Origin of the sequence: Xylophilus sp. GOD-11R, from assembly GCF_033546935.1 — a bacterium.
Lineage (GTDB): Bacteria > Pseudomonadota > Gammaproteobacteria > Burkholderiales > Burkholderiaceae_C > Xylophilus.
In genome coordinates, this window is the sequence record NZ_CP137854.1 from 3,513,061 (window position 1) to 3,539,612 (window position 26,552).

A 26,552-nucleotide genomic window follows, 5' to 3' on the forward strand; every position below is an offset into this window, starting at 1 on the left:
CGCACCATGGCAACCAAAGGCGGCCGCGAGAAGATCAAGCTGGAATCCACTGCTGGAACCGGCCACTTCTACACCACGACCAAGAACAAGAAGACGATGCCTGAAAAGATGTCGATCACGAAGTTCGACCCCAAGGCTCGCAAGCACGTCGAGTACAAGGAAATCAAGCTGAAGTAATTCGGCTCGGTCTCAAAGAAAAAGCCGCCCGGCGTCAGCCAAGGCGGCTTTTTTTCGCCCCGCTGAAGGCTCCGTCGAGTGCTCGGCACTTCCTCATCGCAATCAGGGTACGCGTCGAGACCAACGCACGGACGTCAGATACGACGATGCCCGCAAGGCAAACGCCTGGCGGGCATCGTGGCGGTGAACTGCCGAACACGCCGCCAACTCTCGCGACGCCTTGCAGACAAGGCTCGCGAACGACAGCAACGCTCGAAGCGACTCAGCGGTTGGGATTCATCGGCGGCCGGCCAGCGATGTGGCGGAAGACGATGCGACCCTTGCTCAGATCGTAGGGAGACATTTCCAGCGAAACCGCATCACCCGCAATCACGCGGATGTTGTGACGGCGCATCTTGCCGCCGGTGTAGGCCACCAGTTGGTGACCGTTTTCCAGGGTGACGCGATAGCGCGAATCGGGCAGAACTTCGTCCACCTTGCCACGCATCTCGATCAGTTCCTCTTTAGCCATGTAGTCTTTCTCAAATGGGGGAGCGCCACGCGCACTGCGACGCATCCGACCTCAACCCGGTCATGCGCCCTGAAAATCGATATGAAATTGAGCCGACAGCTGTGCGGGCTGTCGCGAGGCGATGAAATCCGGAAATAACGCCCCTGATGGAACGCTGCTGAAAAACTCGGCAGTGGAAGGAGCGAACAACCTCGCATTATAGTCCGCAGCGCTTCCCCCGTCACTGTCTGCCGCCATGGCGACGCAGCTACACCATGGCCCGGATGAGCCCGCCCAGCACCTGATACGCCTGCTCCACCTCCGGCGAAAACGGCATTCCACAACTCAGGCGAATGAACCGCTCATACCGACCACTGTTCGAGAACATCGGGCCGGGCGCGATACGAATGCCACGTGCCAAGGCCTGTTCGTGCAGCAAGGTCGACGAAACGCCTTGCGGCAGCTCGAGCCATAGGCTCAGACCGCCCGGCGGCAGGCTGAGGTGCACCCCCGCCGGAAAATGCCGCGCTATCGCCTGCGCCGCAGCCTCGCGCTGGGAGCGCAGATCCGAACGCAAGACGCGCAGCCGCCGCTCATAGGACGGCGCGCCCACGCCCCGTGCAGCGAGCAGTTGCGACCAGCTCTGCATATTGCGGGTGCGCGCATATTTGAGCATCTGCACCCGGGTATGCCACCGGCCGGCGTTCATCCAGCCTTGCCGCAGGCCTGGCGCGAATGTCTTGTTGAAAGACGCGCAGTAGATGACCTGCCCCTGCGTGTCCCACGATTTGATCGGCCGCACCGGATGCACCGCCTCCACCAGATCGCGGTAGATGTCGTCCTCGATCAATGCCAGCTTGTTGTCATTACAGAAGTCCACCAGCCGCTGCTTGTGACTGTCCGGCATGACGCAGCCCATCGGCATCTGAAGATGAGGCACCACGATCACGGCGCGCAACCGTGGCTGGTTCTGCACCGCCAGTTCCAGTGCCTCGAGCGAGATGCCGGTATGCGGGCTGGTGGGGATTTCCAGGGTTCTCAACCCCTGGGTCTCGATGCCTTGCAGCAGCCCGAAGAACGTCGGCGATTCGACGGCGATGATGTCGCCCGGCTCGGCCACCGCCGCAAGCGCGAGATTGACGGCCTCGGTATTACCCAAGGTGGCCATCACATCTTCAGGACCGATCCGGATGCCGGACGCGAGCGCATGCAGCGCCATCGACGACTGAAACTCCGGATGATTGCCCCGGATCGTGGCACCTCGCATCAGGATGTTCGGCTGCTCCCGCAACAGACCGACGGCCATGCGGTTCAAGGCCGCCGCATCGAACAATTCGGACGCAGGCATGGCGGTTCCCAGGTCGACTTTCACCTGCGCCTGCCGAGCCTTTTCCAGAAACAGCGAAATGCGGGGATTGATGCCGCTGAAAGGCGATGCGTCCACCTCCACGGCCTGGGTCACTTCGGGCTCACGCGCCGCCGGCAGTTGCAGCGCCACCGGCGTCCGCACGAAGTAGCCAATGCGGGGCCGGGCCTCCACCAGGCCCTGGTCCTCCATCCATCGGAGCGCCTGCAGCCCGGTCGACAGGCTCACACCGTGTCGCAACATGAGTTCGCGCACTGAAGGCATGCGACTGCCCGCCGGCAGCGCCCCTTTTTCGATGGCAGCGCTGTAGTGGCTGGCCAGCTGCCGATACAGCAAATCCTCACGCGGATCGGCAACGGATTCGTCAGAAAGAGACAGCATGTATCCACTATTGCATGCTGATGACAGGACCGCAACAGATACAGCGCGAGCAGAAAACGACCGGAACAGAGCCGATCAACCTGCGCTGATACGGTCGTTCACCGATACAGCTGTGCCTACAAGCCAATCAGGTGAAACCCTAGGATTGAGCCATCCAAACGAGGAACTGCAATGTCCACCAACCAGATCACCTTCGACACCATCGCCGCCCACCAGGATCGGCTTTTTCACTTGGAAGCCGGCACCGAACTGCGTGCGACCGAAGGCCGGTTGACGGTTTTCCTGCCCGAAACCGGTCTCACCCAGGTGCTCGCCGCCGGCCAGGCCATGCGCATCGCCGATACGCAAGCCGTGCTGCTCCGCTCCAGCGGCGCTGCCCGCTTCAGCCTGCAGACCGAATTTCCGCGTTTTGCACAGACGAAAAAAAACCGCCAGGGCCTTGCAGGCCTTTGGCGGTTCCTGGCGGAGCGCCTGAATATCAGGCGTGAGCCGCGCGCAGTCTGATCGAGAAATCGCGCAGGGCGGCAATGCCGCTTTCTTCTGCACGCCGGCACCAGGCCTGCAGATCGCTGGTGAGTTGTTCACGCGAATGCGTGGTGTTGAGCCAGAGTTGGCGCAGCTCTTCACGCATGGTGAGCATCTTGTCCAGCACCGGATGCGCGGCACGGGCCTCCTGCATCTGCGGCAAGGCGGTGGCAGGCACCTTTTCGGCATCACGGTGCAGCCAGCGCTTGGCGGCCTTGAGCGTGGTGACGTCGGCCTGGCGGGCCTTGAGCGCCGCCAGTTCGTCCTGGGCAGCACGGCGCACACCCCGTGCATAGCCAGCCATCACCTCGTAGCGATTGGTGATCAGGGCCTCGAGCGTCTTTTCGTCGGCCACCGGCTTCACGGCGCCGGTCTGCAGCTTCGGAGCCGTCTTCTTGACGGTCGCCCAGCCCACCTTGCGCATCAGCGTGATGTAGACCCAGCCGATGTCGAACTCGTACGGCTTGACCGAGAACTTGGCCGACGTCGGGTAGGTGTGATGGTTGTTGTGCAGCTCTTCGCCGCCGATGATGATGCCCCAGGGCGACAGGTTGGTGCTGGCGTCGGTTGCTTCGAAATTGCGATAACCCCAGTAGTGGCCCAGCCCGTTGACCACACCGGCGGCCCAGAAGGGAATCCAGGCCATCTGGATCGCCCACACCGTCGCGCCGACCGCACCGAACAGCGCGATGTTGATGATCAACATCAGACCCACGCCCTGCCAACCGAAACGGCTGTACAGGTTGCGTTCGATCCAGTCGTTGGGTACGCCGTGGCTGAACTTGGCGATGGTTTCCTTGTTCTTGGCCTCGCTGCGGTACAGCTCGGCGCCGCGCCACATCACCGTGTCGATGCCACGGGTCTGCGGGCTGTGCGGATCTTCTTCGGTCTCGCACTTCGCATGATGCTTGCGGTGGATGGCCACCCACTCGCGGGTGACCATGCCGGTGGCGAGCCAGAGCCAGGCGCGGAAGAAATGCGAGGGAATCTGATGGAGGTCCAGCGCCCGGTGTGCCTGTGCGCGGTGCAGGAAGACCGTCACCGCCACGATGGTGACGTGGGTCGTCAGCAGGGTGTAGAGCACGATCTCCCACCAGGACCAGTTCAGCAAACCATTGCCGAGCCAGTCGATGGCAGCGTTGAGAACAACCGAATCGGGAAGAACCATAGGTGAAAGCCTCGCGGCGTTATCTCCGCCTGTCGTAAGTGTGTGGAACCGGGCATGCCGAAAAATTCAGCATCCCCGATTTTAGGGCTTGACGGACGTCTTAAGGGGGCATGACCGGGGTATTGCAGGTCTTTACCCTTTGATCGAGGTCAAGCTTTGCGCGTCCAGACGGCTGCGAAGAAGCCGTCGGTGTGGTGCACATGCGGCCACAGGCGCAGGTAGTCGAGCCCGCCGTGGGGGCCGCTGCAGAGTTTTTGTGCCTCCGGCACCTTCAGTTCGGCCAGCAGACCGGCCACCGGCTCCACGACGAAATCGCGATGCTCCGCCTGGAAAGCCTCGGCGATCGCCTCGTTTTCCTCGGTGAGGATGCTGCAGGTGGCATACACCAGCCGTCCGCCCGGCTTCACCAGACGGGCAGCGCTGGCCAGGATCGCCGTCTGTTTGGCGACCAGTTCCAGGATGCCTTCGGGCGACTGCCGCCATTTCAGGTCCGGATTGCGGCGTGTGGTGCCCAGCCCCGAACAGGGCGCGTCCACCAGCACCCGGTCGATCTTGCCGGACAGCCGCTTGACCCGGTCGTCACGCTCGTGCGCGATGGCGGCCGGATGCACGTTAGACAGTCCGCTGCGCGCCAGCCGTGGCTTGAGCGCATCGAGCCGGTGACCCGACACGTCGAAGGCATAGAGCCGGCCGGTATTGCGCATGGTGGCGCCGATCGCCAGCGTCTTGCCGCCGGCACCGGCACAGAAGTCGACCACCATCTCGCCGCGATGCGCATCGAGCAGCAAGGCGAGCAATTGCGATCCTTCGTCCTGGACCTCGATGGCGCCGCGGGTAAAGGCGTCGAGCTTGGTCAGGGCGGGTTTGCCGTCGACACGAATGCCCCACGGCGAATACGGCGTGGCCTGTGCGGCGAGACCGGCCTTGCGCAGTTCGGGCAGCAGATCGGCGCGTTTGGCCTGCAGGGCATTCACCCGCAGGTCGAGCGCGGCCGGCTGCTGCAGGCTCTCGGCGAGGTTCCAGAAAGCCGCAGCGCCGAGTTGCGCCTTGAGCGGCGTGGCCAGCCATTCCGGCAGGTTGTGCCGGTGCGGCTCCATCAGGTCGGCCGGCTTCACCGCGTCGCACTGATCCAGCCAGTTGCGCTCGTTGTCGTTGAGGGCGCTGCGCAGGAACTCGCGTGGGCCGTGAAAGCCCAGGATCGCGAGTCGCCGCGCCTTCGGGCCGCTGCCGGATCGGGCGAGATGTTCGTACAGCAGCTTGCGGCGCAGCACGTTGTAGGTGGTTTCGGCGAGCGTGGAACGCTCGCGCGGCCCAAGGGCACGGTTGTCACGAAAGAAGCGCGAGACGACGGCGTCGGCGGGATGATCGAATACGAGAACTCGGCCGACAAGATCGGCACAGGCGTCCAGAAGGGCGTTGGGATGCATAGAGGGCGATTGTCCCACCCGCGCGCCGGACTCAGCCCGAGGGCGTTCTGACGAAGCGCAGTTCGGCCACCAGACCACCGCCCTCGCGGTTGCGCAGCACCAGTTGCCCGCCATGCCGTTGCACGATTTCCTGGGCGATCGAAAGCCCCAGGCCGACGCCCCCGGAATGCCGGTTACGCGACGACTCCACACGATAGAACGCCTGGGTGACCTGCCGTAATTCCGCTTCCGCGAGCCCCGGGCCCCGGTCGGCGATCTCGATACGCAGCACTTGCGCACTGTCTTCCAGCAACACCTCGGCGCCACCACCGTAACGAATGGCGTTCTCGACCAGATTGACGACGCATCGCCTGATGGCGCCGGGCTGTCCCCACAAGGGCGATGCCGCACCGCTGACCTCGATCGTGCCGGGCAGGCCGGCATCCATATGGTCGTCGGCGATGCTGTGCACCAGCGCGGCGATGTCGAAGCGCACGCTGGGTTCTGCCTGCGCCACGCCGAGCAGGTAATCGAGGGTGTCGCGGATCATCGCGTCCATCTCGGCGATGTCGCGGCGGAAACTGCTGCGGTCCTCGGCATCGTCAAGCGATTCGGCACGCAGCCGCAGGCGCGTCAAGGGCGTGCGCAGGTCGTGCGAAACTGCGGCGACGAAGCGGTCGCGGTCGGCGATCTGCCGCTGGATGCGGGCCTGCATGCCGTTGAACACCCGGGTCGCCTCCCGGCATTCGGTGGTGCCGGCCTCGGCCAGCGGCGGCCGGTTGATGTCGCGCCCCAGGTCGCGCGCGGCGTCGGCCAGGCGCTGCACCGGCTCCGACAGCCAGCGCGCGCCGATCCAGGCCGCGAAGATCAGCGCGGCGAGGCGCACCACGATGTCGAACAGCATGCCGGCATCGAGGGGAATGCCACCCGGCCCTTCCCCCAGCATGCCGGGCGGCGGCGGCGGTCGCGCTCCGGCACCGGCGGCAATGCCGGTCTCGGCCAGCGGGGCGGCGCCGCCTGCAGGCCAGGGATGGATCTCGAACAGCACCGTGAGCACCAGCGCGTGGCTGGCCAGAACCACCACGAACAACAACAGCGCCAGGCGGCCGAACAGGCTGGACGGCACCGCCCGACGTGCCAGTTGGCCCAGGCGTTGTCGCAGGCCCGCAGGCGGGTTCGTCGAAGGCAGCGGTGGTCGCAACACGACAGATCGCGATCGGTCAGTGCAAGCCGACCTGCGGCTGCACCGAGCGGACGTCGAAGACATAGCCCGCGCCCCGCACCGTGCGGATCATGGAGGGCGAGCGCGGATCGTCGCTGAGTTTCTGCCGCAGGCGTGACACCAGCAGGTCGATGCTGCGTTCGAAGCTCTCCATCGTGCGTCCCCGCGCCCGCTCCATCAATTGGTCGCGGGTGAAGATGCGGCGCGGCATCGACAGGAAGGTGGTCAGCAGACGGTATTCGGCGTTGGACAAGGGCACCACCAGGCCGTCCGGCGAAGTGAGGCGGCGCTCGTCGCGGCGCAATTCCCAGCCGTCGAATCGCACGACGCCCTCCTCGCCCGCGTGCGCGCCCCGGCCGGCCGGAATGCGGCGCAGCACGGTGTTGATGCGGGCCACCAGTTCGCGTGGCTCGAACGGCTTGCCCATGTAGTCGTCCGCGCCGAGCTCCAGGCCGACGACGCGGTCGTGCGTGCCGGTACGCGCCGTCAACATGATGATAGGCACGCGCGAATGCTGACGCACCTCGCGCGCAAGGTTCAGGCCGTCGCTGCCGGGCAGCATGACGTCGAGCACCACCATGTCCATCGCCTGCCGCGAGATTTCCGCCCGCATGCCCACACCGTCGCTGGCGGTGTGGACCGAAAAACCGAAGCGCTCCAGATAGTCGCTCAGCAGCGAGGTGATGTCGTGGTCGTCGTCGACGACAAGGATGTGCGGACGGTGATTCATAGACTCCAATTGTCGCGCCGCGCCGAATCTCCTGCCATCGACGCTTTCGATCAAAAGCGACGAATTAATACCGTTCATCCCACCTTGGAACAGGGTTATGTATCAAGAAGTACATACTTCGGACACACTGGGTGGGTACAGCTCAGCTGCTTCGCTTCCTGCCTGATGCCCACACCATGAACGCCATCGACATCGGCACCGCCAAGACACCATCCTGGCCCGGCGCGACCGAGTCACGTCGCCATGGCTCGTCCGACAGCGCGTTCCAGGCGTCCCTCGACCGGTCCGATGCGCGCGGCGCGACCCGGTCGAATCCCATCGACAGCCCCGACGAGACCGTCCGCAATCTGGCGCGACTCGACGTCAACACCAACACCCGACTCGAGCAGAGCCAGTTCGACAAAGGCAGCCCCTCGACCATCCAGGCGCCCGGAAGGCTGCCACCGCCCCCCGCCGCGTTCACGGAAAGCCGCAGCAGCGACCCCGGCATGGAAGTGCGGCCCAGCGTGGTGCAGGAGACGCGGCAGCGGATCGACATCGACCGCGACGGCACTGTCGACGACAGCGAAACCGACGAGCTGCAGCAGATGATCCAGGCGGCCATGTCGGGCCTGCAGATCACTGCGCCCGGCCGCACCTTTGCTCCGCTGACGAGCGAGGAACGCAGCGGTCCTCGCGACAACGGCGACACCAGCACCGCCGCGCTCACGAAAGCCGAACAATCCGACGCCCGCCGGCGGGATCCGGCAACCTATGGCCAGGAGGCTTCGCGGCAATACCTGCAAGTGAGTGCCGGCCAGTCGGCCAGCTCGTCGGCTGGCAGCCGGGTGGATCTGGCCGCCTGACGCCTAACGCCCGGCGGCCAGGTCGGCCAGCAGGCCTGCCAGCACCCGTGGATAAAGACGGTGCTCCTGCGCCAGCACCCGCGCGGCGAGCGCTTCCGGCGTGTCGCCGGGCAGCACCGGCACCACCGCCTGGCCGAGGATGGGCCCCAGGTCCAGGTCGGCGGTCACCCGGTGCACCGTCGCGCCCGCCACGGTGCAACCGGCCTCCAGCGCGCGGCGATGGGTGTGCAGCCCGGTGAACGACGGCAGGAGCGACGGATGGATGTTGACCATGCGCCCCTGGTAATGCCAGACGAATGCCGGCCCCAGGATGCGCATGAAGCCCGCCAGCACGAGCAAGGCCGGCGAATGCCGGTCGATGGCCTGCATCAGCGCCTCGTCGAAGGCCTCGCGGCTGGCGAAATCGCGGTGATCCAGCGCCTCTGCGGCGATGCCCGCTTCACGTGCCCAGGCCAGCCCTTCGGCATCCGGTTTGTTGCTGATGACCGCCTCGATCCGCGCGCCGTGCCGGCCCGACCAGTCCTCCCGGAGTGCCGCCTGGACGATGGCGCGCATGTTGGAGCCGCTGCCGGAGATCAGAATCACCACATTGTTCATCGGCCGGCATTATCGTGGCGGCCCTTCGCCACTCATCTTTCCTAGAAACCGCCATGCCATCGCGCCCCCTCACTCCCGTCGAAGCCCGAGTCCTTGCCACGCTGATGGAAAAAGCCCGCACCGTGCCCGACAGCTATCCGCTCACGCTCAACAGCGTGGTGTCGGGCTGCAACCAGAAAACCGCACGTGACCCGGTCATGCAGGTCACCGACGGCCAGGCGCAGGAAGCGCTCGACTCGCTGCGCGGCCTCACGCTCGCGTTCGACACCAGCGGCGGCCGCGCCACCCGCTGGGAACACAACGCCGAACGCGGCCTGGGCGTGCCCGGCGCGGCGGCTGCCATTCTCGGCATCCTCATGCTGCGCGGGCCGCAGACCGCCGGCGAGATCCGCATCCATACCGAGCGCTGGCACCGGTTCGCCGACATCTCGTCGGTCGAGGCCTTCCTGGACGAGTTGGCCAACAAGCCGGACGACCGGGGCGGTCCGATGGTGATGCAGTTGCCGCGCCAGGCGGGATCGCGGGAGTCACGCTGGGTGCATCTGCTGTGCGGCGCGGTCGATCCGGCGGATTTCCAGAACGACATCGGCATGGCAGACAGCGCCGCCGCACCCTCCTCCGCCTTGGCGGCGCGGGTCGCGGCATTGGAAGAAGCAGTGGAAGCGCTGCGAGCCGAGATCGCCTCGATGCGATTCGTGTCCGACCAGAGCGGCGGCGGCTAGATGATCAGCCGCGACGATGCCGGCACGTGCGCCATCAGAAACTCCATCTGGTCGGCCAAGATGCGGCGGTTGCGCAGAATGAAGTCTTCCCAGAGGCTGGGCACGTAGGGCGTATAAAGCAGCGGCATGCCGGCCTGCTCGGGCGTGCGGCTGCTCTTGCGGTGGTTGCAGGCGCGGCAGGCGGTTACCACGTTCATCCAGGTGTCTGGCCCGTTCTGGGCGAAGGGCACGATGTGTTCGCGGGTGAGTTCGGTCTCGTGGCAGTGGTCGCCGCAGTAGGCGCAGACGTTGCGGTCGCGCGCAAACAGCTTGGCGTTGGTGAGGCCCGGCCGGAGATCGAAGGGGTTGATGCGCGGCACGCCGCGCGTGCCGACGATGCTGTTGATGGCGATCAGCGATTGCTTGCCGGTGATGGCGTTGGTGCCGCCACGAAAGACCGCGATCTCCGCGCCGGACTCCCAGCGCACCTCTCCGGCCGCGTAGTGGATCACCGCCTGTTCCAGGCTGATCCAGGACTGGGGAAGTCCCTGGGCCGACAGCTTCAATACCTTCACGAACAGCTCCTCCTGAAGCCGGCCTCGAAAGCATCTTTTTAGCCGGCACACCATGCGGACGATCGGATGGATGCGGCAGTTGCCAGGCTGCTGCATACGCTGCCTGACAATATACAGGTATCGTGACGAATTCGCGTCCGGCCCGAGCGGCCTACCAGGCTCGCGCAAGGGCTTGTCAACCATAAGATTTGAGCAGCATGAAGGTCTTTCGGGGTTTCCACCACCGGGGCATCGCACCCGCCTGCGCGGTGACCATCGGCAATTTCGACGGCGTGCATCGCGGCCACCAGGCCATGCTGGCACTGTTGCGCAGCGAGGCCGAACACCGGGGCGTGCCCAGCTGCGTGCTCACGTTCGAACCCCATCCCCGCGACTACTTCGCCAAGCGTGCGGGCAAGTCGAGCCTGGCGCCCGCGCGGGTCGCCACCTTGCGGGACAAATTGACCGAACTGGCCCGTTGCGGCATCGACCAGGCCGTGGTGCTGCCCTTCGACGCGCGCCTGGCCGCCCAGTCGCCACAGCAGTTCATCGACCAGGTGCTCACCGGTGGCCTGGGCGCGCGATACGTGCTGGTGGGCGACGACTTCCGCTTCGGCGCGCAACGCTCGGGTGACTACGCCTACCTCGACGCCGCATCGGCTGCGGCCGGCTTCGACGTCGCCCGCATGAACGCCTACGAAGTCCACGGACTGCGCGTGTCGAGTTCGGCCGTCCGCGAAGCGCTGGCCACCGGCCAGATGGAGCAGGCCGCCCGCCTGCTCGGCCGGCCCTACAGCCTGAGCGGCCACGTGGTGCACGGCCGCAAGCTCGGGCGCGAACTCGGCGCCAGCACGCCCGGCGCGGGCGACGGCTTTCGCACCATCAATCTGCGTTTCTCCCACTGGAAGCCGGCCGCCGCAGGCATCTTCGCGGTACACGTCTTCGGGCTCGGCGACCAGCCCCTGGAAGGCGTCGCCAACATGGGTGTGCGGCCTTCGCTCGACCCGTCGGACGTCAACGGCGGGCGCGTACTGCTCGAAACGCACTGCCTGGACTGGCCCGCCGGTCTCGGCAGCGAGGGGGCCTACGGTAAAATCGTGCGGGTGGAACTGCTGCACAAACTGCACGACGAGCTGCGTTATCCGAGCCTCGACGCCCTGACCGCCGGAATCGCCCGCGACCGGGAGGATGCGCGTGCCTTCTTCGCCGCCCGGCGCCAGGGCGAGCCCGAGCGCATTCACGGCCAGACGCACCGCCAGACCACGCGCGACCGAATTTGACGCCAGACCAGGCGTGCCGCCTCCGGCACCGTGCGAACGCCCCGCAGAGGGCGTTCGGCGCACTCTTCGACTCTCACGTCTCTCTCGCTCCTTCAGTTTTCGCCGCTTTCGAGCACTCCTGCAGGCCGAGCCCGCAGCACCAACCGATTCCGCCATGTCCGAACCCGTCGCTCCCTCCGCCGCCACCGACTACCGCGCCACGCTCAACCTGCCCGACACGGCCTTTCCGATGCGCGGCGACCTGCCCAAGCGCGAACCGGGCTGGGTCCAGGAATGGGAATCCAAGGGCATCTACAAGAAGCTGCGAGACGCCCGCTGCGGCGCGCCGCGCTTCGTGCTGCACGACGGCCCGCCCTACGCCAACGGCCAGATCCACATGGGTCACGCCGTCAACAAGATCCTGAAGGACATGATCGTCAAGGCGCGCCAGCTCAAGGGCATGGACGCGCTCTACGTGCCCGGCTGGGACTGCCACGGCCTGCCGATCGAGAACCAGATCGAAAAACTGCACGGCCGCAACCTCAGCCGCGACGAGGTGCAGGCCAAGAGCCGCGCCTATGCCGGCGAGCAGATCGCGCTGCAGAAAAAGGACTTCAAGCGCCTGGGCGTGCTGGGTGACTGGGAGAACCCCTACCTCACCATGAACCCCGGCAACGAGGCCGATGAGATCCGCGCGCTCAAGCGGATCATGGAACGCGGTTTCGTCTATCGCGGCCTGAAGCCGGTGTACTGGTGCTTCGACTGCCGCAGCTCGCTGGCCGAGTTCGAGATCGAATACGCCGACAAGAAGTCGCAGACGATCGACGTGGCCTTCGAGTCGGCCGAGCCGGGCAAGCTGGCGGCCGCTTTTGGCCTGGCGGAACTGACCAAGCCCGCCTTCGCCGTCATCTGGACCACGACCGCCTGGACGATTCCCGCCAACCAGGCGCTCAACCTCAATCCCGAGCTCGAATACTCGCTGGTCGACACCTCGCGCGGCCTGCTGATCCTCGCCGCCGCCCTGGTCGAACAAGCCCTGGCGCGCTACGAGCTCGGCGGCACCGTGCTGGCCACCGTGCCGGGCGAGCGCCTGGCCGGGCTGCAGTTCAAGCATCCCTTCCACGACGTGGCCGACGCCGGCACCGGCGAATACAGCTACCGCCGCCTGTCGCCGGTCTTCCTGGCCGACTACGCCACCGCCGACGACGGCACCGGCATCGTGCATTCCTCGCCCGCATACGGGGTGGACGACTTCAACTCCTGCGTGGCCAACGGCTTCTCGCACGACGACATCCTCAACCCGGTCCAGGCGACCGGCGTCTATGTCGACGAGCTGCCGATGTTCGGCGGCCAGTTCATCTGGAAGGCCGCACCGGTGGTCATCGACGCCCTGCGCGACGCCGACCGCCTGATGGCCACGGCCACCATCACCCACAGCTATCCGCACTGCTGGCGCCACAAGACGCCCGTCATCTACCGCGCCGCCGCCCAGTGGTTCGTGCGCATGGACGAGGGCGAAGGCGTCTTCACTCAGGACAAGGCCGGCAAGACGCTGCGCGAACTCGCACTCGACGCCATCGAGCAAACCGGCTTCTACCCCGAGAACGGCAAGGCGCGCCTGCGCGACATGATCTCGGGGCGGCCCGACTGGTGCATCTCGCGTCAGCGCAACTGGGGCGTACCCCTGCCCTTCTTCCTGCACAAGGCCACGGGCGAACTGCATCCGCGCACCATGGAACTCATGGACGTCGCCGCCGACATGGTCGCGCAAGGCGGCATTGAGGCCTGGAGCAAGGCCACCGTCGAAGACATCCTCGGCGCCGAGGCGGCCGACTACTCCAAGAGCAACGACATCCTGGACGTGTGGTTCGACTCCGGCACCACCCACTTCCACGTGCTGCGCGGCTCGCATTTCGACGACGCGGTCAGCCGTGGCGGCGCGCGCGACGAGGGCCATCACCTCTCCGGCCCCGAGGCCGACCTCTACCTGGAAGGCCACGACCAGCATCGCGGCTGGTTCCACAGCTCCCTGCTGACCGCCTGCGCTATGAACGACCGCGCGCCTTACAAGGGCCTGCTGACCCACGGCTTCACGGTCGACAGCCAGGGCCGCAAGATGAGCAAGTCGCTCGGCAACGGCGTCGACCCGCAGAAGACCGCCGAGAAGCTGGGCGCCGAGATCATTCGCCTGTGGGTCGCCGCCAGCGACTATTCCGGCGACATCGCCGGCGACGACAAGATCCTCGCCCGCGTGGTCGACGCCTACCGCCGCATCCGCAACACCCTGCGCTTCCTGCTGGCCAACACCAGCGACTTCGACATCAAAACCGACGCGGTGCCCACCGCCGAACTGCTCGAGATCGACCGCTACGCCCTGGCCCGGGCCGCGCAATTCCAGGAAGAGATCCTGGCCCATTACGAGGTCTACGAATTCCATCCGGTGGTCGCCAAGCTGCAGCTCTACTGCTCCGAAGACCTGGGCGGCTTCTACCTCGATGTGCTGAAGGACCGGCTCTACACCACCGCGCCAAAATCGCACGCCCGCCTCAGCGCGCAGACCGCGCTCTGGCACATCACCCAGGCCATGCTGCGCTGGATGGCGCCGTTTTTGAGCTTCACCGCCGAAGAGGCCTGGAAGCTGGTCGGCAGCAGCGAGACGATCTTCCTGGAGCAGTACGCCGCTTTCGACGGCGACGCCGCGGAGCGCTCTGCCCTGCTCGACAAGTGGACCCGCATCCGCGCCGCACGCGAGATGGTCAACAAGGATATCGAGACCCTTCGGGCCGACGGCAAGGTCGGCTCCTCGCTGCAGGCCAACGTGCGCATCACCGTGCCCATGGCCAGCCACGGCGAGCTCTGGGCCGCGCTCGCCAGCCTGGGCGACGACCTGAAGTTCGTGCTGATCACCTCGGCGGTCGAACTCGCCGCCGGCGACACCTTGCAGATCGAGACACGCCCCAGCGAAGCCGCCAAGTGCGAGCGCTGCTGGCACTACCGCGACGACGTGGGCGCCGACCCGGCCCATCCCACCATCTGCGGCCGCTGCACCAGCAACCTGTACGGTGCCGGCGAATCGCGGGAGTTCGCATAAATGGCGCGCGGCAAGACCCTGTCGGCTGGCCGATCCTCCAGCCCCGGCCCGCTGCCCTGGCTGGGCCTGGCGCTGATCGTGCTCATCGCCGACCAGTTCACCAAGACGCTCATCCTCGGCTACTACCGGCTCGGTGACGCGCACTACGTCACCAGCTTCTTCAACATCGTGCGGGCCCACAACACCGGCGCGGCGTTCTCGTTCCTGGCCGATTCCTCGGGTTGGCAGCGCTGGATGTTCACCGCCATCGGCCTCGTGGCCACCGGCTTCATCATCTGGCTGCTGCGCTCGCATGCCGGACAGAAGCTGTTCTCGTTCGCCCTGGCGCTCATCATGGGCGGGGCCATCGGCAACGTGGTCGACCGGCTGATGCACGGCTACGTGGTCGACTTCCTCGACTTCCACCTCCGTGGCCGCCATTTCCCGGCCTTCAACGTCGCCGACAGCGCGATCACCCTGGGCGCCATCTGCCTGGTGCTCGACGAACTGATGCGCGTGCGCAGAGGAAAGTGACGGCCACCGGCACATGAAGCACCTGCTCAATCTGCTTGCGGCCATCGCGCTGCTCGTCTGGGGTACGCACCTGGTGCGCACCGGCGTGCTGCGGGTGTTCGGCGAGAAGCTGCGCCGCATCCTCGCGCGCAGCCTGAGCAATCGCTTCAGCGCGGCGCTGTCGGGCATCGGCGTCACGGCATTGGTGCAGTCGAGCACCGCGACCTCGATGATGACCTCTTCCTTCGTCGGCCAGGGGCTCGTCACCCTGCCCGCGGCGCTGGCGGTGATGCGCGGCGCCGACGTGGGCACCAGCATGATGTCGGTGCTGTTCTCGGTCGACCTGTCGTGGCTGTCGCCGCTGCTGATCTTCATTGGTGTGGTGCTCTTCGTGTCGCGCCAGGCCGGTACCGCCGGGCGAGTGGGCCGGGTGCTGATCGGCCTGGGCCTTATGCTGCTGGCGCTTCGCCTGGTGGTGGAAGCAACCGAACCGCTGCTGGCCGCGCCCGCGGTACGCGCCATGCTCGGCTCGCTCGGCAGCGACCTGCTGCTGGAGATCACCCTCGGCGCCGCCCTGGCCGTGGTGGCCTATTCCAGCCTGGCGATCGTGCTGCTGATCGCCGCCATGGCCGGCTCCAGCGTGGTGCCGATGGATGTCGCCCTCGGATTGGTGCTGGGGGCCAACCTGGGCAGCGGCGTGCTGGCGGTGCTCACCACGGCCAAGTCACCGGTGGATGTGCGGCAGGTCACGGTCGGCAACCTGGTCTTCAAGCTCCTGGGCGTGGCGGTGGTCGCGCCCTTCATCGGCCTGTGGCTGCGTTACGTGCAGCCCGAGATGCCGGTGCCCGCGCATGGCGTGGTGCTGTTCCACCTGGCGTTCAATGTGGTGATCTGCGTGGGCTTCATCGGCCTCACCGACACCGTGGCGCGGCTGGTGCAACGGATGATGCCTCAGCGCCCGGAGGCCAAGGCGCCGGGGCGGGTGCAGCATCTGGACCCGTCCGCGCTTTCAACGCCCTCGCTGGCCATTTCATGCGCCGCGCGCGAGGCGCTGCACCAGGCCGACCTGGTGGAGACCATGCTGGTCGGCCTGCTCAAGGTGATCCGCCAGAACGACCTGCAACTGGCCGAGCAGCTGCGCCGGCTCGACGATTCGGTCGACGAGCTGTATTCGGCCATCAAGTACTACCTCACCAAGATCTCGCGCGAGGCGCTCGGCGAGGAAGAAAGCCGGCGCTGGACCGACATCATCAGCTTCACCATCAACATGGAGCAGATCGGCGACATCGTGGAGCGGGTTTTGATCGACATCGAGGAACGCAAGATCCGCAAGTCGCGCAATTTCTCCGATGCCGGCATCGCCGAGATCAGCGAACTGCACGCCCGCATCATCGACAACCTGCGCCTTTCCATGAGCGTGTTCCTCAACGGCAATGTGCGCGACGCGCAAAAGCTGCTCGAGGAGAAGGCCCGCTTCCGGGACCTGGAGCGGGTGTATGCGTCACGCCACCTGGGGCGGCTGTCAGACAAAACGGTGCAGAGCATTGAAACCAGCTCGCTGCACATCGACCTGATCAGCGACTTGAAGCGGATCAATTCGCACATCTGCTCCATCGCCTATCCGATTCTGGACACCGCCGGCATCCTGGCGCCCAACCGGCTGCGTTCGATGGCCGCGGAGCGCGACAGCTCGCACAAGCACTGAGTCTGGCGTCCGATGCGGCGAGCAGCACGTCGAGGAAATCAGTGCCGCCGCTCGACCCGTTCGCGCTCGGCCTGGCAGTAGTCGAGCAAAGCCTCGATTTCGGTCGATTTATCGAAGACCGCGTCGGCCCCCAACAATTCGCAGCGGCGCCGCACTTCGCGCGTGGCATGGTTGCTGAACACGACCATCTTCTGGTGATCCTCCCGCTCGCTCATGGCGGCCAGCACGTTCAGCCCGTTGCCCTCTCGCAGGAACAGATCGACGATCGCCAGGTCCCACTGCCCATCGTGGTCCTTCAACCAGGCAGCCGCCTCGTTCTCGGTTTCGGCCGTGCCGATGGTGTCGATGGAGGCCAGCTCCTTGAGCGTGGCCATGAGGTTCTCGCGGATCACCGCGTTGTCTTCGATCAGATATGTTCGTATTTTCATGGCCTGCCCTGAAGTCGCCGCTTAAAGCGAGACTTTAAGAACGGGATACAGGAGCCCATGCCATCTTCGCCGCCGAGCCCGGGTAGGACATGCACCGACCTCAGGCAGGCTTGCGAACCGCCGGATCGACGGTCGATTCGGCCGGTGTCTCGGGGCGGCGGGCGTAGCGCTGGGCCAAGACCGCACAGGTCATGAGCTGGATCTGATGGAACAACATCACCGGCAAAACCATGGGGCCGACCATCGCGGCGGGGAACAGCACCTTGGCCATGGGCACGCCGCTGGCCAGGCTTTTCTTGGAGCCGCAGAACACGATGGTGATCTCGTCTTCCTTCGAAAAACCGAGCTTGCGCGCCAGCCAGGTCGTACTGACCAGCACCACCGCCAGCAGCACGCAGCAGACCACGATCAGCCCGGCCAGGGCGGTCATCGGCAACTGGCGCCACAGCCCTTCGACCACCGCCGCGCTGAACGCGGTGTAGACCACCAGCAGGATCGAGCCCTGGTCCACGAACTTGATGCGCTTGGCGTGCCGCTTGACGAAGCCGCCGACCACCGGCTGCAGCAGGTGGCCGGCCAGGAAGGGCACGACCAGCTGCAGGATGATCTTGCCGATACCGTCGAGCGCCGAGCCCCCGGTCTGGTGCGGCACCACCAGCAGGTTGGTGAGCACCGGCGTGATGAACACGCCCAGCAGCGTGGAGGCCGAAGCGCTGCACACCGCTGCCGGAATGTTGCCGCGCGCCATCGAGGTGAAGGCGATCGCCGACTGCACCGTGGCGGGCAGCACGCACAGGTACATCACGCCGACGTAGAGCTGCGGCGTCACCAGCCAGGTGAGCGCCGGCCGCAGTACGAAGCCGAGCACCGGAAACAGCACGAAGGTGCAGGCCACCACCAGCAGGTGCAGACGCCAGTGGGAAATGCCGGCGATCACCGCTGCTCGCGAGAGCTTTGCGCCGTGCAGAAAGAACAGCAACGCGATGGCAGCCGAAGTGAGCAGCTCGAAGCCGTGGGCGGCAACGCCGGCGGCGGGCAGCAGGGAGGCGGTCAGCACCGTCGCCAACAAGGCGAAAGTGAAGTTGTCAGGAAGGAATTTGGGGCGGCTCATGGTGGCCGTGATCTTCGTACTATTCGTTTCCTGAGTGAAATCGATTTATCTGATGAATTTATGATTGCTCATGATGAATATCAGCCTGCAGCAACTGCGTGTCTTCCAGGCGGTCGCCGCCGAAAACAACCTGAGCCGGGCCGGCAGCAGGGTTGGGCTGACGCAGCCGGCGGTCAGCCGGGCCCTGACCGAGCTCGAAGCGCAACTCGGGCTGCGCCTGTTCGACCGCACCACGCGTGAGGTGTCGCCCACCGAGGCGGGCCGGTTGCTGGCGGCCCACCTGGAGCGGGTGCTGGATGACCTCGACAGCGCGTTGCTCGATGTCAAAGGCCTGGTCGGCCAGCGCCGGGGCCGGGTGCGAGTGGCGAGCGCGCCGACGCTGTCGGCCAGCCTCATGCCCGACTGCATCGCCGCGGCGAGCGCCGAAGGCACCGAGATCGTGCTGCTCGACCGCATCCAGCAGGACGCGCTCGACAGCGTGCGCGCCGGCGTGGTCGATTTCGGCGTGGTGGTGGAACCGGCCGACCCGTCCGGGCTGTACTGCGAGGCGATCCTGCACGAGCCTTTCTGCGTGATCTGCCCGCTGAATCACCCGCTCGCGACGGCTGCCGAAGTGACCTGGCAACACCTGGCCGACCATCCCCTGGTACTGCTCGACCAGGCCTCGGGCAGCCGCCGGCTGATCGACGAAGCCCTGGCCCGCCAAGGCGTCACCGCGCAGGTGGTGCAGCAGCTGGGGCATCCGACCACCGTGTTCCGCATGGTCGAGTCCGGCATCGGCATCGGCGTGTTGCCGGCGATGGCGCTGGCCGCACACCGGCCGACCGGCCTGGTCGGGCGCCGGCTGTCGCCCCGGGTCGACCGCGCGATCGTGCTGGTCCACCGCGCCAATCGCAGCCTGTCGCCGCTGGCGCAGCACGCCTGGGCGCTGGTGGCCCGCATCGGCGCGGCCCAGCGTCCGCTCGACAAGGAGCGCTGGGACTTCGCGGACGCCTGAACGCGCCCGGTCTTCAGGGAATCAGGATGGTCGAGCCGGTCGTCTTGCGCGCTTCCAGGTCGACATGCGCCTGCCGGATATCCGCCAGCGCATAACGCTGGCCGATGTCGATCTTGACGCCGCCCGACGCCACCACCGCGAACAGGTCGTCGGCCATGGCCTGCGCCCGTTCCCGCGTGTTGTAGTGGTTGAACAGCGTCTGCCGCGTGACGTAGAGCGATTTCTTCGCCAGCACCGCCGGCGCGAACGGCGGGACCGGGCCCGACGCATTGCCGAAACTCGCCATCAGCCCGAAGGGCCGCAGGCATTCGAGCGACTTGTCCCAGGTGTCGCGCCCGACCGAGTCGTACACCACCTTCAGGCCCTGGCCGCCGGTGATCTCGGCCACGCGGGCGGCGAAGTCTTCCTGGCGGTAATCGATGGCGTGCGCCGCACCGCGCGACAGCGCCAGCTGGCATTTCTCGGCCGAGCCGGCAGTGGCGATCAGCTGCAGCCCGAGCAGCCGCGCCCACTGGCAGGCGATCAGGCCCACGCCGCCGGCGGCCGCGTGGAACAGCACGAAGTCGCCGGCCTGCAGGCCTTCCACGGGCAGTGTCTTCTTGAGCAGGTACTGCGCGGTCAGGCCCTTGAGCATCATCGCGGCGCCGGTCTCGAAGGAGATGGCGTCGGGCAGTTGGCAGACCAGCGCGGCCGGCATCACCCGCGCCTCGCAATAGCTGCCGGGCGGCGCGCCGCAGTAAGCCGCCCGGTCGCCGACCTTCAGGTGCGTGACGCCCTCGCCCACCGCCTCCACCACGCCCGCGCCTTCCATGCCGAGCAAAAGCGGCATGGGAAACGGGTAGAGCCCGCTGCGCTGGTAGATATCGATGTAGTTCAGGCCGATCGCGTGGTGGCGGATGCGGATCTGTCCCGGCCCGGGATCTCCCACCTCCACGTCGATCACCTGAAGCTCTTCGGGACCGCCGTGGCGGTCGATACGGACTGCGCGAACCATGGGTTGACTCCTTGTACCTGGCGTTGGGAACAGCGCCGAATCCTGCCATGGATCGGCGAGGCCGTTGCCGCCAGATACATTTGCCGCCATGCAAGCCCGCCTGCGACCGTCGACCATCCTTCTTCTCGCCACCCCGCCGCTGACCTGGGCCGCCAACGTGATCGTGGGGCGCATGGTCCACCCGCTGGTGCCGCCGATGACGCTGAACCTGCTGCGCTGGCTGCTCGCCCTGCTGGTATTGCTGCCGCTGGCGCACGCGGTGTTTCGCCGTGACTCGCCGCTCTGGCCGCGCTGGCGGCATTACCTCGCGCTGGGCCTGGCGGGCGTGGGCTCCTACAACTCCCTGCAGTACCTGGCGCTCAAGACCTCGCAACCGATCAACGCCACGCTGGTGGGCGCCGGCACCCCCATCTGGATGCTGCTGGTGGGCTGGCTTTTTTTCGGTGCACGGGTCCGGCGGGTCGACGTGGCCGGCGCGGCGCTGTCCATGGCGGGCGTGCTGACCGTGTTGTGTCGCGGCAATCCGGCACGGCTGGCCGACCTGCACCTGGTGCCGGGCGACGCGCTCATGGTGCTGGCCACCATCGTCTGGGCCTTCTATGGCTGGATGCTGGCCAAGCCACCGGTGACCGCCGACGGTCAGACCGATCCGATCCGCAACGACTGGGCGGCCTTTCTGGCCGCGCAAGTGCTGTTCGGCCTGATGTGGGCCAGCGTGTTCACCACCGCCGAATGGACGCTGGGCGACCCGCAGATCCACTGGGGCTGGCCGCTGGTCGCGGCGATCGCCTTCGTCGGCCTGTTTCCCTCGATCGTCGCCTACCGCGCCTACGGAGCCGGCGTGCAGCTGGTCGGCCCGACCATCGCGGCCTTCTTCGGCAACCTCACGCCGGTCTTCGCCGCGCTGCTCTCCGCGGCCTTTCTGGGCGAGCCTCCGCGCGTCTTCCATGCCGTGGCGTTCGCACTCATTGCCGCCGGCATCGCGGTATCGGCGCGCAGGTCGTAGGAGTTCCAAAGAACCATTGCGCCCTGGCCAGTCATAGCACTGCGCTTCCTATAGTGACTGATCACTTAAAGGGAGCGTTCATGAACCACCAGTTTCCGCTATCGGCCGTCTTCTCCGTGCTCACTCTGCTCGCGTTGCAAGGCTGCGCCACCAAGAATTACGGCCGGCAACCCGACTTCACCCCGTTCGAGCAGAGCACCATGACCTGCCGCGAGATCGACCTGGAACAGGCCAAGGTGCAGGGCTTCCTCGACCACATCGACCGGGAAAGCAGCTTCGACGGTCGCAGCGTGCTGTCCTTCATGGGCGACTTCGGCATCGGCAACGTGATGGAGAAGAATTCGGCGGTGACCAGCGCCAAGGACCGGATGAAATCCCTGATCGACGCCCGCAAGACCAAGGGCTGCGACACCGTCACGACCCGCTGAACCATCCAAACGAAATGCCCGCCAGGCAGTGCCTGGCGGGCATTTTTCATGGCGTTGCCGACCGCCGGGTCGGCCGTGCGATCAGTTCGGCACCTTGCCTTCGACGCCCTGCACGTAGAACTTGACCCCGCTCAGGAACTTGTCGTCCGCCACGGCGTCCTTGGCCAGCACTTCCTTGCCGGTGTTGTCCATGATCGGGCCCTTCCAGATCGAGAAGGTGCCGGCCTTCAGGCCCGCCTTGATCTCCTCGACCTTGGCCTTGATCTCGGCCGGCACGTCGTCGGCGATGGACACCAGGTCGATCGTGCCTTCCTTCACGCCCCACCAGCTGCTGCCGGTGGTCCAGGTGCCTTCCATCTGGTCCTTCACCGTCTTGATGTAGTACGGGCCCCAGTTGATGATCGAAGACGCCAGGTGGGCCTTGGGGCCGTAGGCGGTCATGTCCGAATCCCAGCCGAAGGCGCGCTTGCCCTTTTCCTGCGCTGTCTTGAGCACGGCCGGCGAGTCGGTGTTCTGGAACAGGATGTCGGCGCCGCCGTTGATCAGCGAAGTGGCGGCCTCGGTTTCCTTGGGCGGGCTGAACCATTCGTTGACCCACACCACTTTGGTCTTGACCTTCGGGTTCACGCTCTGCGCGCCCATGGTGAAGCTGTCGATGTTGCGGATCACCTCGGGGATCGGCACCGAGCCGACGATGCCCAGGGTGTTGGTCTTGGTCATCGCGCCCGCGATCACGCCGGCCATGTAGGCGCCTTCGTAGGTGCGGCTGTCGTAGGTGCGCATGTTGGCCGCGGTCTTGTAGCCGGTGGCGTGTTCGAAGCGCGTGTCCGGGAAGTCGGCCGCGACCTTGAGCATCGGCTCCATGTAGCCGAAGGTGGTGCCGAACACCATCTTGTTGCCCTGGCTGGCCATGTCGCGCAGCACGCGTTCGGCGTCGGCCGACTCGGGCACGCTCTCGACGAAGCTGGTGACGATCTTGTCGCCGAATTCCTTCTCGAGCGCCTTGCGGCCGTTGTCGTGCGCGAAGGACCAGCCGCCGTCGCCCACCGGGCCGACATAGGCGAAAGCGATCTTCAACGGTGCCGATGCGGGTGCCGGCGCGGCCGCTGCCGGCGCGGGAGCCGGTGCGGCGGGCGCGGGTGCCGGCGCTTCCGTCTTGCTGCAGCCAGCCAGCGCTGCCGCCATGGCGGCGGCGGCGGCGACGTTCAGCAGCGAACGCTTGGTGATCTCGGTCATGTCTTCTCTCTCTCGGTTGTTGATCGTTGGAACTAAAGCAATATCCGGGCTCGTCAGGAGCCCGGGTAGAAGGGTTTGCCCAGGGAAGCCGGCATGTTCGCCTTGATCCACGCCGGGTTGCGCGAGATCAGCGCCAGCACCGCGATGGTGGCCACGTAGGGCAGCATGCTCAGCAGCTGGCTCGGCACGTCGACACCGATGCCCTGCAGGTGGAACTGCAGCATGGTCACCCCGCCGAACAGGTAGGCGCCCAGCAGCACCCGGGCCGGCCGCCAGGTGGCGAAGGTGGTCAGGGCCAACGCGATCCAGCCGCGCCCGGCCACCATGCCCTCCACCCACAGCGGCGTATAGACGGTGGAGATGTAGGCGCCCGAAAGCCCGCACAGCGCGCCGCCCGCCACCACCGCCGCCAGCCGGATGCGTCGCACCGGGTAGCCCAGCGCGTGCGCCGATTCGGGCGACTCGCCGACCGAGCGCAGCACCAGCCCGGCCCGCGTGCGGTAGAGGAACCAGATCAGCCCGGCGGCGATCAGCATGGCCGCATACACCATCGGATGCTGGCGGAACAGCGCCGGCCCCACGAAGGGAATGTCGCCCAGCACCGGAATCGAATAACTCCCGCTTTCCGGCAGCTTGGCCTGCACGTAGCTGATGCCCATGAAGGCCGAGAAACCGGTGCCGAAGAGCGACAGCGCCAGCCCGGTGGCGTACTGGTTGGTGTTGAGCCAGATCACCAGCAGCCCGAAGATACCGGCCAGCACGGCGCCCGCCAGCATGCCGGCCAAGAGGCCGACCAAGTAGCTGCCCGTGTGCACCGTCGCCGCGAAGCCGGCGATGGCCGCGCAGAGCATCATCCCCTCGGCCCCCAGGTTGACGATGCCGGCCTTCTCGTTGATCAGCAGACCCAGCGCGGCGATGGCCAGCACGGTGCCGGCCGACAAGGTCGCCGCCAGAAGCAATGCGTACGAATCCATCTGGTCAAGCTCCCGCGACGGTATGGACGACGGCGGCTTGTCGTTTGACGCGCCGGATGCGATAGGCCACCAGCGTGTCGCAAGCCAGCAGCGCGAACAGCAGCAGCCCCTGGAACACACCCGTCAACGATTTCGGCAAGCCCAGTCGCGACTGCGCCAGTTCGCCGCCGATATAGAACATGCTCATCAGCACCGCCGACAGCACCATGCCCACCGGGTGCAGCCGCCCCACGTAGGCCACGATGATCGCCGCGAAGCCGTAGCCCGCCGGCACATAAGGCGTGAGCTGGCCGATGGGGCCGGCCACTTCCAGGCCACCCGCCAGGCCCGAGGCGCCGCCGGAAATCAGCAACGCGGTCCACAGCGCCTTGCGCGACGAAAAACCCGCGTAACGCGCCGCTGCCGGCGCCAGCCCGCCGACCTGCAGCGAGAAGCCCGCCCGGGTGCGGAACAGAAAGATCCACAGCGCCGCCACCCCCACCAGCGCGATGATCACGCCGATGTTCATGCGCGATCCCTTCATCAGCTTGGGGATCTGCGTCACTGCGTCGAAGTTGCGTGTCTGCGGGAAGTTGTAGCCCATCGGGTCTTTCCACGGCCCGTAGACCAGGTAGCCCAGCACCAGCACGCCCACATACACCAGCATCAGGCTCACCAAAATCTCGCTGGCGTTGAATTTGTCGCGCAACAGCGCCACCAGCCCGGCCCATGCCATGCCGCCGGCAACGCCCGCCAGCAGGATCACCGGCACGATCCACGGCCCGGTGCTCTTGTCGGCCATCAGCGCCACGCCACCGGCAGCCACCGCGCCGATCACGAACTGCCCTTCCGCGCCGATGTTCCACACGTTGGAGCGAAAGCACACCGCCAGGCCGAGGGCGATCAGCAGCAGCGGCGTCGCCTTGACCACCAGTTCGCCGATGGCGTACTGCGTCTTGATCGGCTCCCAGAAGAAAACCTGCAGCCCGCGGATCGGATCCTTGCCGAGCGACGAGAACAGGATCACCCCGACCAGCACCGTCACGGCCAGCGCCAGCAGCGGCGAGCCGTAGGTCCAGAACTTCGACGGCTGCGGCCGCGCCTCGAGCTTAAGCATGGGCGGCTCCCTGCACGGCGGCGGCCGGGGCGTCTTCCCACAGGCCGCTCATCCACTGGCCGATCTTCTCCACCGTGGCCTCGGCCCGGGCAACGGAAGGCGACAGGCGCCCCTTGGCAATGACATGCATGCGATCGCTCAATTCGAAGAGTTCGTCCAGTTCCTCGCTCACCACCAGCACCGCGCAACCGGCGTCGCGCAGGGCCAGGATCTCGCCGCGGATCTGCGCGGCCGCGCCCACGTCCACGCCCCAGGTCGGCTGCGACACGATGAGCAGCCTGGGCCTGGCGTCGATCTCGCGGCCGACGATGAATTTCTGCAGGTTGCCGCCCGACAGCGACTTGGCCGGCGCGTTCGGCCCGCCCGCCTTCACGTTGAACCGGCGGATGATGTCGGCCGCCTGCGCCTGCAGCGGCCCGAGCTTCAGCCAGCCGCCCGCGCCCACCGCGTCGCCGCGTGTGAGCAGCAGGTTGTGCGCCAGGCCCAGCGTGGGCACCGCGCCGCGGCCCAGCCGCTCCTCGGGCACGAACTGCAGGCCGAGCTTGCGGCGCTGCGTGGGGCCGAGCCGGCCGACCGGCACGCCGGAAATCTCCACCGCCGACGGCGCCGCGCGGGTGTCTTCGCCGGACAGCGCGTAGAGCAATTCCTGCTGGCCGTTGCCCGACACGCCCGCGATGCCCACCACCTCGCCCGAGCGCACATGCAGCGCCACGTCGTCCAGGTCCACACCGAAGACCGAGCCCTTGGCCAGGCTCAGGCCCTTCACCGTGAGCACCGCCGCGCCGGCCTTGGAAGCCCGGTGCTCCAGCGCCGGCGGTTCGGCGCCGATCATCAGGCGCGAGAGCGAGGCGTTGGATTCTTCCGTCGGGTTGCAGACCCCGGTCACCTTGCCGCCGCGCAGCACGGTGCAGGCGGTGCACAGCTCGCGGATCTCGTGCAGCTTGTGGCTGATGTAGAGGATGCTGCAGCCCTCCGACGCGAGCTTCTTCAGCACCACGAAGAGCTTCTCCACCGCCTGCGGCGTCAGCACCGAGGTGGGCTCGTCGAGGATGAGCAGGCGCGGGTCGGTCAGTAGCGCGCGGATGATCTCCACCCGCTGCATCTCGCCCACCGACAGGGTGTGCACCGGCCGCAGCGGGTCGATGTCGAGCCCGTATTCGGCCGCCTTGGCGGCGATGCGTTCGGTGACGGTGGCCAGCGGCACCGAGCGATCCAGGCCCAGCCACACGTTCTCGGCCACGGTCATGGTGTCGAACAGGCTGAAATGCTGGAACACCATCGCGATGCCCAGGCCACGCGCCTCCTGCGGGTTCTTCACCAGCACCGGCTTGCCGTCGAAGCGCACCGAGCCTTCGTCGGGCTTGACCGAGCCGTAGATGATCTTCATCAACGTCGACTTGCCCGCGCCGTTCTCGCCCAGCACCGCGTGGGTCTGGCCGGGCAGCACCGTGAGCGAGACGTCGCTGTTGGCCACCACCGCCGGATAGCGCTTGGTGATGCCTTCGAGCTGCAGGCGGGGCACGGGCGGAATGCCGGGTGGCGGGTTGACTGGTTTCATGCGCAAGCGGTGGTT

Annotated in this window: 26 protein-coding genes; 11 read left to right on the plus strand and 15 right to left on the minus strand. The window is 66.6% G+C overall.

Features of this window, described 5'->3' with window-relative positions; translation table 11 throughout:
- Positions 1-6 precede the first annotated feature (6 nt).
- A complete protein-coding gene (gene rpmG, locus R9X41_RS16275) occupies positions 7-177 on the plus strand; it encodes a 50S ribosomal protein L33 (RefSeq protein WP_087282504.1) in 171 nt (56 codons plus the stop codon).
- Positions 178-439: 262 nt separating this feature from the next.
- On the opposite strand, the gene infA is transcribed toward rpmG, so the two are convergent.
- Together infA and R9X41_RS16285 are read right to left on the minus strand one after the other, a co-directional pair.
- Positions 440-688, minus strand: a complete 249-nt coding sequence (gene infA, locus R9X41_RS16280) for a translation initiation factor IF-1 (RefSeq protein ID WP_318631483.1) — start codon at positions 686-688, stop codon at positions 440-442.
- A gap of 247 nt (positions 689-935) precedes the next feature.
- The gene (locus R9X41_RS16285) at positions 936-2,414 is read right to left on the minus strand and encodes an aminotransferase-like domain-containing protein (RefSeq protein ID WP_318631484.1); all 1,479 of its coding nucleotides are present in this window, start codon (positions 2,412-2,414) and stop codon (positions 936-938) included.
- Positions 2,415-2,585: 171 nt separating this feature from the next.
- Here R9X41_RS16285 and R9X41_RS16290 point away from each other — a divergent pair, with 171 nt between their 5' ends.
- Positions 2,586-2,918 (plus strand): hypothetical protein, encoded by a 333-nt coding sequence (locus R9X41_RS16290; protein WP_318631485.1) that lies wholly within the window; start codon positions 2,586-2,588, stop codon positions 2,916-2,918.
- Here R9X41_RS16290 and R9X41_RS16295 read toward each other — a convergent pair.
- The 4 genes from R9X41_RS16295 to R9X41_RS16310 form a co-directional block, all read right to left on the minus strand.
- Entirely contained in the window at positions 2,893-4,107 is a 1,215-nt protein-coding gene (locus R9X41_RS16295) for a DesA family fatty acid desaturase (RefSeq protein ID WP_318631486.1), read from the minus strand. The genes R9X41_RS16290 and R9X41_RS16295 overlap by 26 nt on opposite strands.
- 149 nt (positions 4,108-4,256) lie before the next feature.
- Complete coding sequence (locus R9X41_RS16300) at positions 4,257-5,534, minus strand: RsmB/NOP family class I SAM-dependent RNA methyltransferase (RefSeq protein WP_318631487.1); 1,278 nt, start codon at positions 5,532-5,534, stop codon at positions 4,257-4,259.
- A 31-nt stretch (positions 5,535-5,565) separates the two neighbouring features.
- Complete coding sequence (locus tag R9X41_RS16305) at positions 5,566-6,717, minus strand: ATP-binding protein (RefSeq protein ID WP_318631488.1); 1,152 nt, start codon at positions 6,715-6,717, stop codon at positions 5,566-5,568.
- Between the two features lie 16 nt (positions 6,718-6,733).
- Positions 6,734-7,465 (minus strand): response regulator, encoded by a 732-nt coding sequence (locus R9X41_RS16310; protein WP_318631489.1) that lies wholly within the window; start codon positions 7,463-7,465, stop codon positions 6,734-6,736.
- Between the two features lie 176 nt (positions 7,466-7,641).
- Here R9X41_RS16310 and R9X41_RS16315 point away from each other — a divergent pair, with 176 nt between their 5' ends.
- Complete coding sequence (locus tag R9X41_RS16315; protein WP_318631490.1) at positions 7,642-8,310, plus strand: hypothetical protein; 669 nt, start codon at positions 7,642-7,644, stop codon at positions 8,308-8,310.
- 3 nt (positions 8,311-8,313) lie between these two features.
- Here the strand turns inward: R9X41_RS16315 and purN are convergent, their stop codons facing one another.
- Positions 8,314-8,907 carry a phosphoribosylglycinamide formyltransferase gene (purN, locus tag R9X41_RS16320; RefSeq protein WP_318631491.1) on the minus strand — a complete coding sequence of 198 codons (594 nt, stop codon included), beginning with the start codon at positions 8,905-8,907 and terminating at the stop codon, positions 8,314-8,316.
- A 53-nt stretch (positions 8,908-8,960) separates the two neighbouring features.
- Here purN and R9X41_RS16325 point away from each other — a divergent pair, with 53 nt between their 5' ends.
- Complete coding sequence (locus tag R9X41_RS16325; RefSeq protein WP_318631492.1) at positions 8,961-9,629, plus strand: YceH family protein; 669 nt, start codon at positions 8,961-8,963, stop codon at positions 9,627-9,629.
- On the opposite strand, the gene R9X41_RS16330 is transcribed toward R9X41_RS16325, so the two are convergent.
- A complete protein-coding gene (locus R9X41_RS16330; protein ID WP_318631493.1) occupies positions 9,626-10,183 on the minus strand; it encodes an HNH endonuclease in 558 nt (185 codons plus the stop codon). The two genes, R9X41_RS16325 and R9X41_RS16330, sit on opposite strands and share 4 nt — an antisense overlap.
- 197 nt (positions 10,184-10,380) lie before the next feature.
- On the opposite strand from R9X41_RS16330, the gene R9X41_RS16335 reads away from it, so the two are divergent.
- The 4 genes from R9X41_RS16335 to R9X41_RS16350 all read left to right on the plus strand — a co-directional run bounded on the left by R9X41_RS16335 (position 10,381) and on the right by R9X41_RS16350 (position 16,709).
- Complete coding sequence (locus tag R9X41_RS16335) at positions 10,381-11,442, plus strand: bifunctional riboflavin kinase/FAD synthetase (RefSeq protein WP_318631494.1); 1,062 nt, start codon at positions 10,381-10,383, stop codon at positions 11,440-11,442.
- 154 nt (positions 11,443-11,596) lie between these two features.
- Positions 11,597-14,512: an isoleucine--tRNA ligase gene (ileS, locus tag R9X41_RS16340; protein ID WP_318631495.1), complete on the plus strand. Its 2,916-nt coding sequence runs from the start codon at positions 11,597-11,599 to the stop codon at positions 14,510-14,512.
- The gene (lspA, locus tag R9X41_RS16345; RefSeq protein ID WP_318631496.1) at positions 14,513-15,025 is read left to right on the plus strand and encodes a signal peptidase II; all 513 of its coding nucleotides are present in this window, start codon (positions 14,513-14,515) and stop codon (positions 15,023-15,025) included.
- A 13-nt stretch (positions 15,026-15,038) separates the two neighbouring features.
- Positions 15,039-16,709: a Na/Pi cotransporter family protein gene (locus tag R9X41_RS16350; RefSeq protein WP_318631497.1), complete on the plus strand. Its 1,671-nt coding sequence runs from the start codon at positions 15,039-15,041 to the stop codon at positions 16,707-16,709.
- A gap of 38 nt (positions 16,710-16,747) precedes the next feature.
- On the opposite strand, the gene R9X41_RS16355 is transcribed toward R9X41_RS16350, so the two are convergent.
- Positions 16,748-17,137, minus strand: coding sequence for a response regulator (locus tag R9X41_RS16355; RefSeq protein ID WP_318631498.1), 390 nt, complete (start codon positions 17,135-17,137; stop codon positions 16,748-16,750).
- A 100-nt stretch (positions 17,138-17,237) separates the two neighbouring features.
- Entirely contained in the window at positions 17,238-18,248 is a 1,011-nt protein-coding gene (locus tag R9X41_RS16360; protein WP_318631499.1) for a bile acid:sodium symporter family protein, read from the minus strand.
- A 73-nt stretch (positions 18,249-18,321) separates the two neighbouring features.
- Here R9X41_RS16360 and R9X41_RS16365 point away from each other — a divergent pair, with 73 nt between their 5' ends.
- Positions 18,322-19,245 (plus strand): LysR family transcriptional regulator, encoded by a 924-nt coding sequence (locus tag R9X41_RS16365; protein WP_318635260.1) that lies wholly within the window; start codon positions 18,322-18,324, stop codon positions 19,243-19,245.
- Between the two features lie 13 nt (positions 19,246-19,258).
- On the opposite strand, the gene R9X41_RS16370 is transcribed toward R9X41_RS16365, so the two are convergent.
- On the minus strand, positions 19,259-20,239 hold the full coding sequence (locus tag R9X41_RS16370) for a quinone oxidoreductase family protein (RefSeq protein ID WP_318631500.1): 981 nt from the start codon (positions 20,237-20,239) through the stop codon (positions 19,259-19,261).
- A gap of 88 nt (positions 20,240-20,327) precedes the next feature.
- On the opposite strand from R9X41_RS16370, the gene R9X41_RS16375 reads away from it, so the two are divergent.
- Together R9X41_RS16375 and R9X41_RS16380 are read left to right on the plus strand one after the other, a co-directional pair.
- Positions 20,328-21,245: a DMT family transporter gene (locus R9X41_RS16375; protein WP_318631501.1), complete on the plus strand. Its 918-nt coding sequence runs from the start codon at positions 20,328-20,330 to the stop codon at positions 21,243-21,245.
- Positions 21,246-21,325: 80 nt separating this feature from the next.
- Positions 21,326-21,673, plus strand: a complete 348-nt coding sequence (locus tag R9X41_RS16380) for a hypothetical protein (RefSeq protein ID WP_318631502.1) — start codon at positions 21,326-21,328, stop codon at positions 21,671-21,673.
- 81 nt (positions 21,674-21,754) lie between these two features.
- Here R9X41_RS16380 and R9X41_RS16385 read toward each other — a convergent pair whose 3' ends face one another.
- Genes R9X41_RS16385 through R9X41_RS16400 form a run of 4 tightly spaced genes read right to left on the minus strand, consistent with a single transcriptional unit; the run spans position 21,755 to position 26,537 of the window.
- Complete coding sequence (locus R9X41_RS16385) at positions 21,755-22,909, minus strand: BMP family ABC transporter substrate-binding protein (RefSeq protein ID WP_318631503.1); 1,155 nt, start codon at positions 22,907-22,909, stop codon at positions 21,755-21,757.
- 53 nt (positions 22,910-22,962) lie between these two features.
- The gene (locus R9X41_RS16390) at positions 22,963-23,883 is read right to left on the minus strand and encodes an ABC transporter permease (RefSeq protein ID WP_318631504.1); all 921 of its coding nucleotides are present in this window, start codon (positions 23,881-23,883) and stop codon (positions 22,963-22,965) included.
- 4 nt (positions 23,884-23,887) lie between these two features.
- Positions 23,888-24,979: an ABC transporter permease gene (locus R9X41_RS16395; protein WP_318631505.1), complete on the minus strand. Its 1,092-nt coding sequence runs from the start codon at positions 24,977-24,979 to the stop codon at positions 23,888-23,890.
- Positions 24,972-26,537, minus strand: coding sequence for an ABC transporter ATP-binding protein (locus tag R9X41_RS16400; RefSeq protein ID WP_318631506.1), 1,566 nt, complete (start codon positions 26,535-26,537; stop codon positions 24,972-24,974). The genes R9X41_RS16395 and R9X41_RS16400 overlap by 8 nt, the downstream gene beginning before the upstream one ends.
- Between the last annotated feature and the right edge of the window lie 15 nt (positions 26,538-26,552).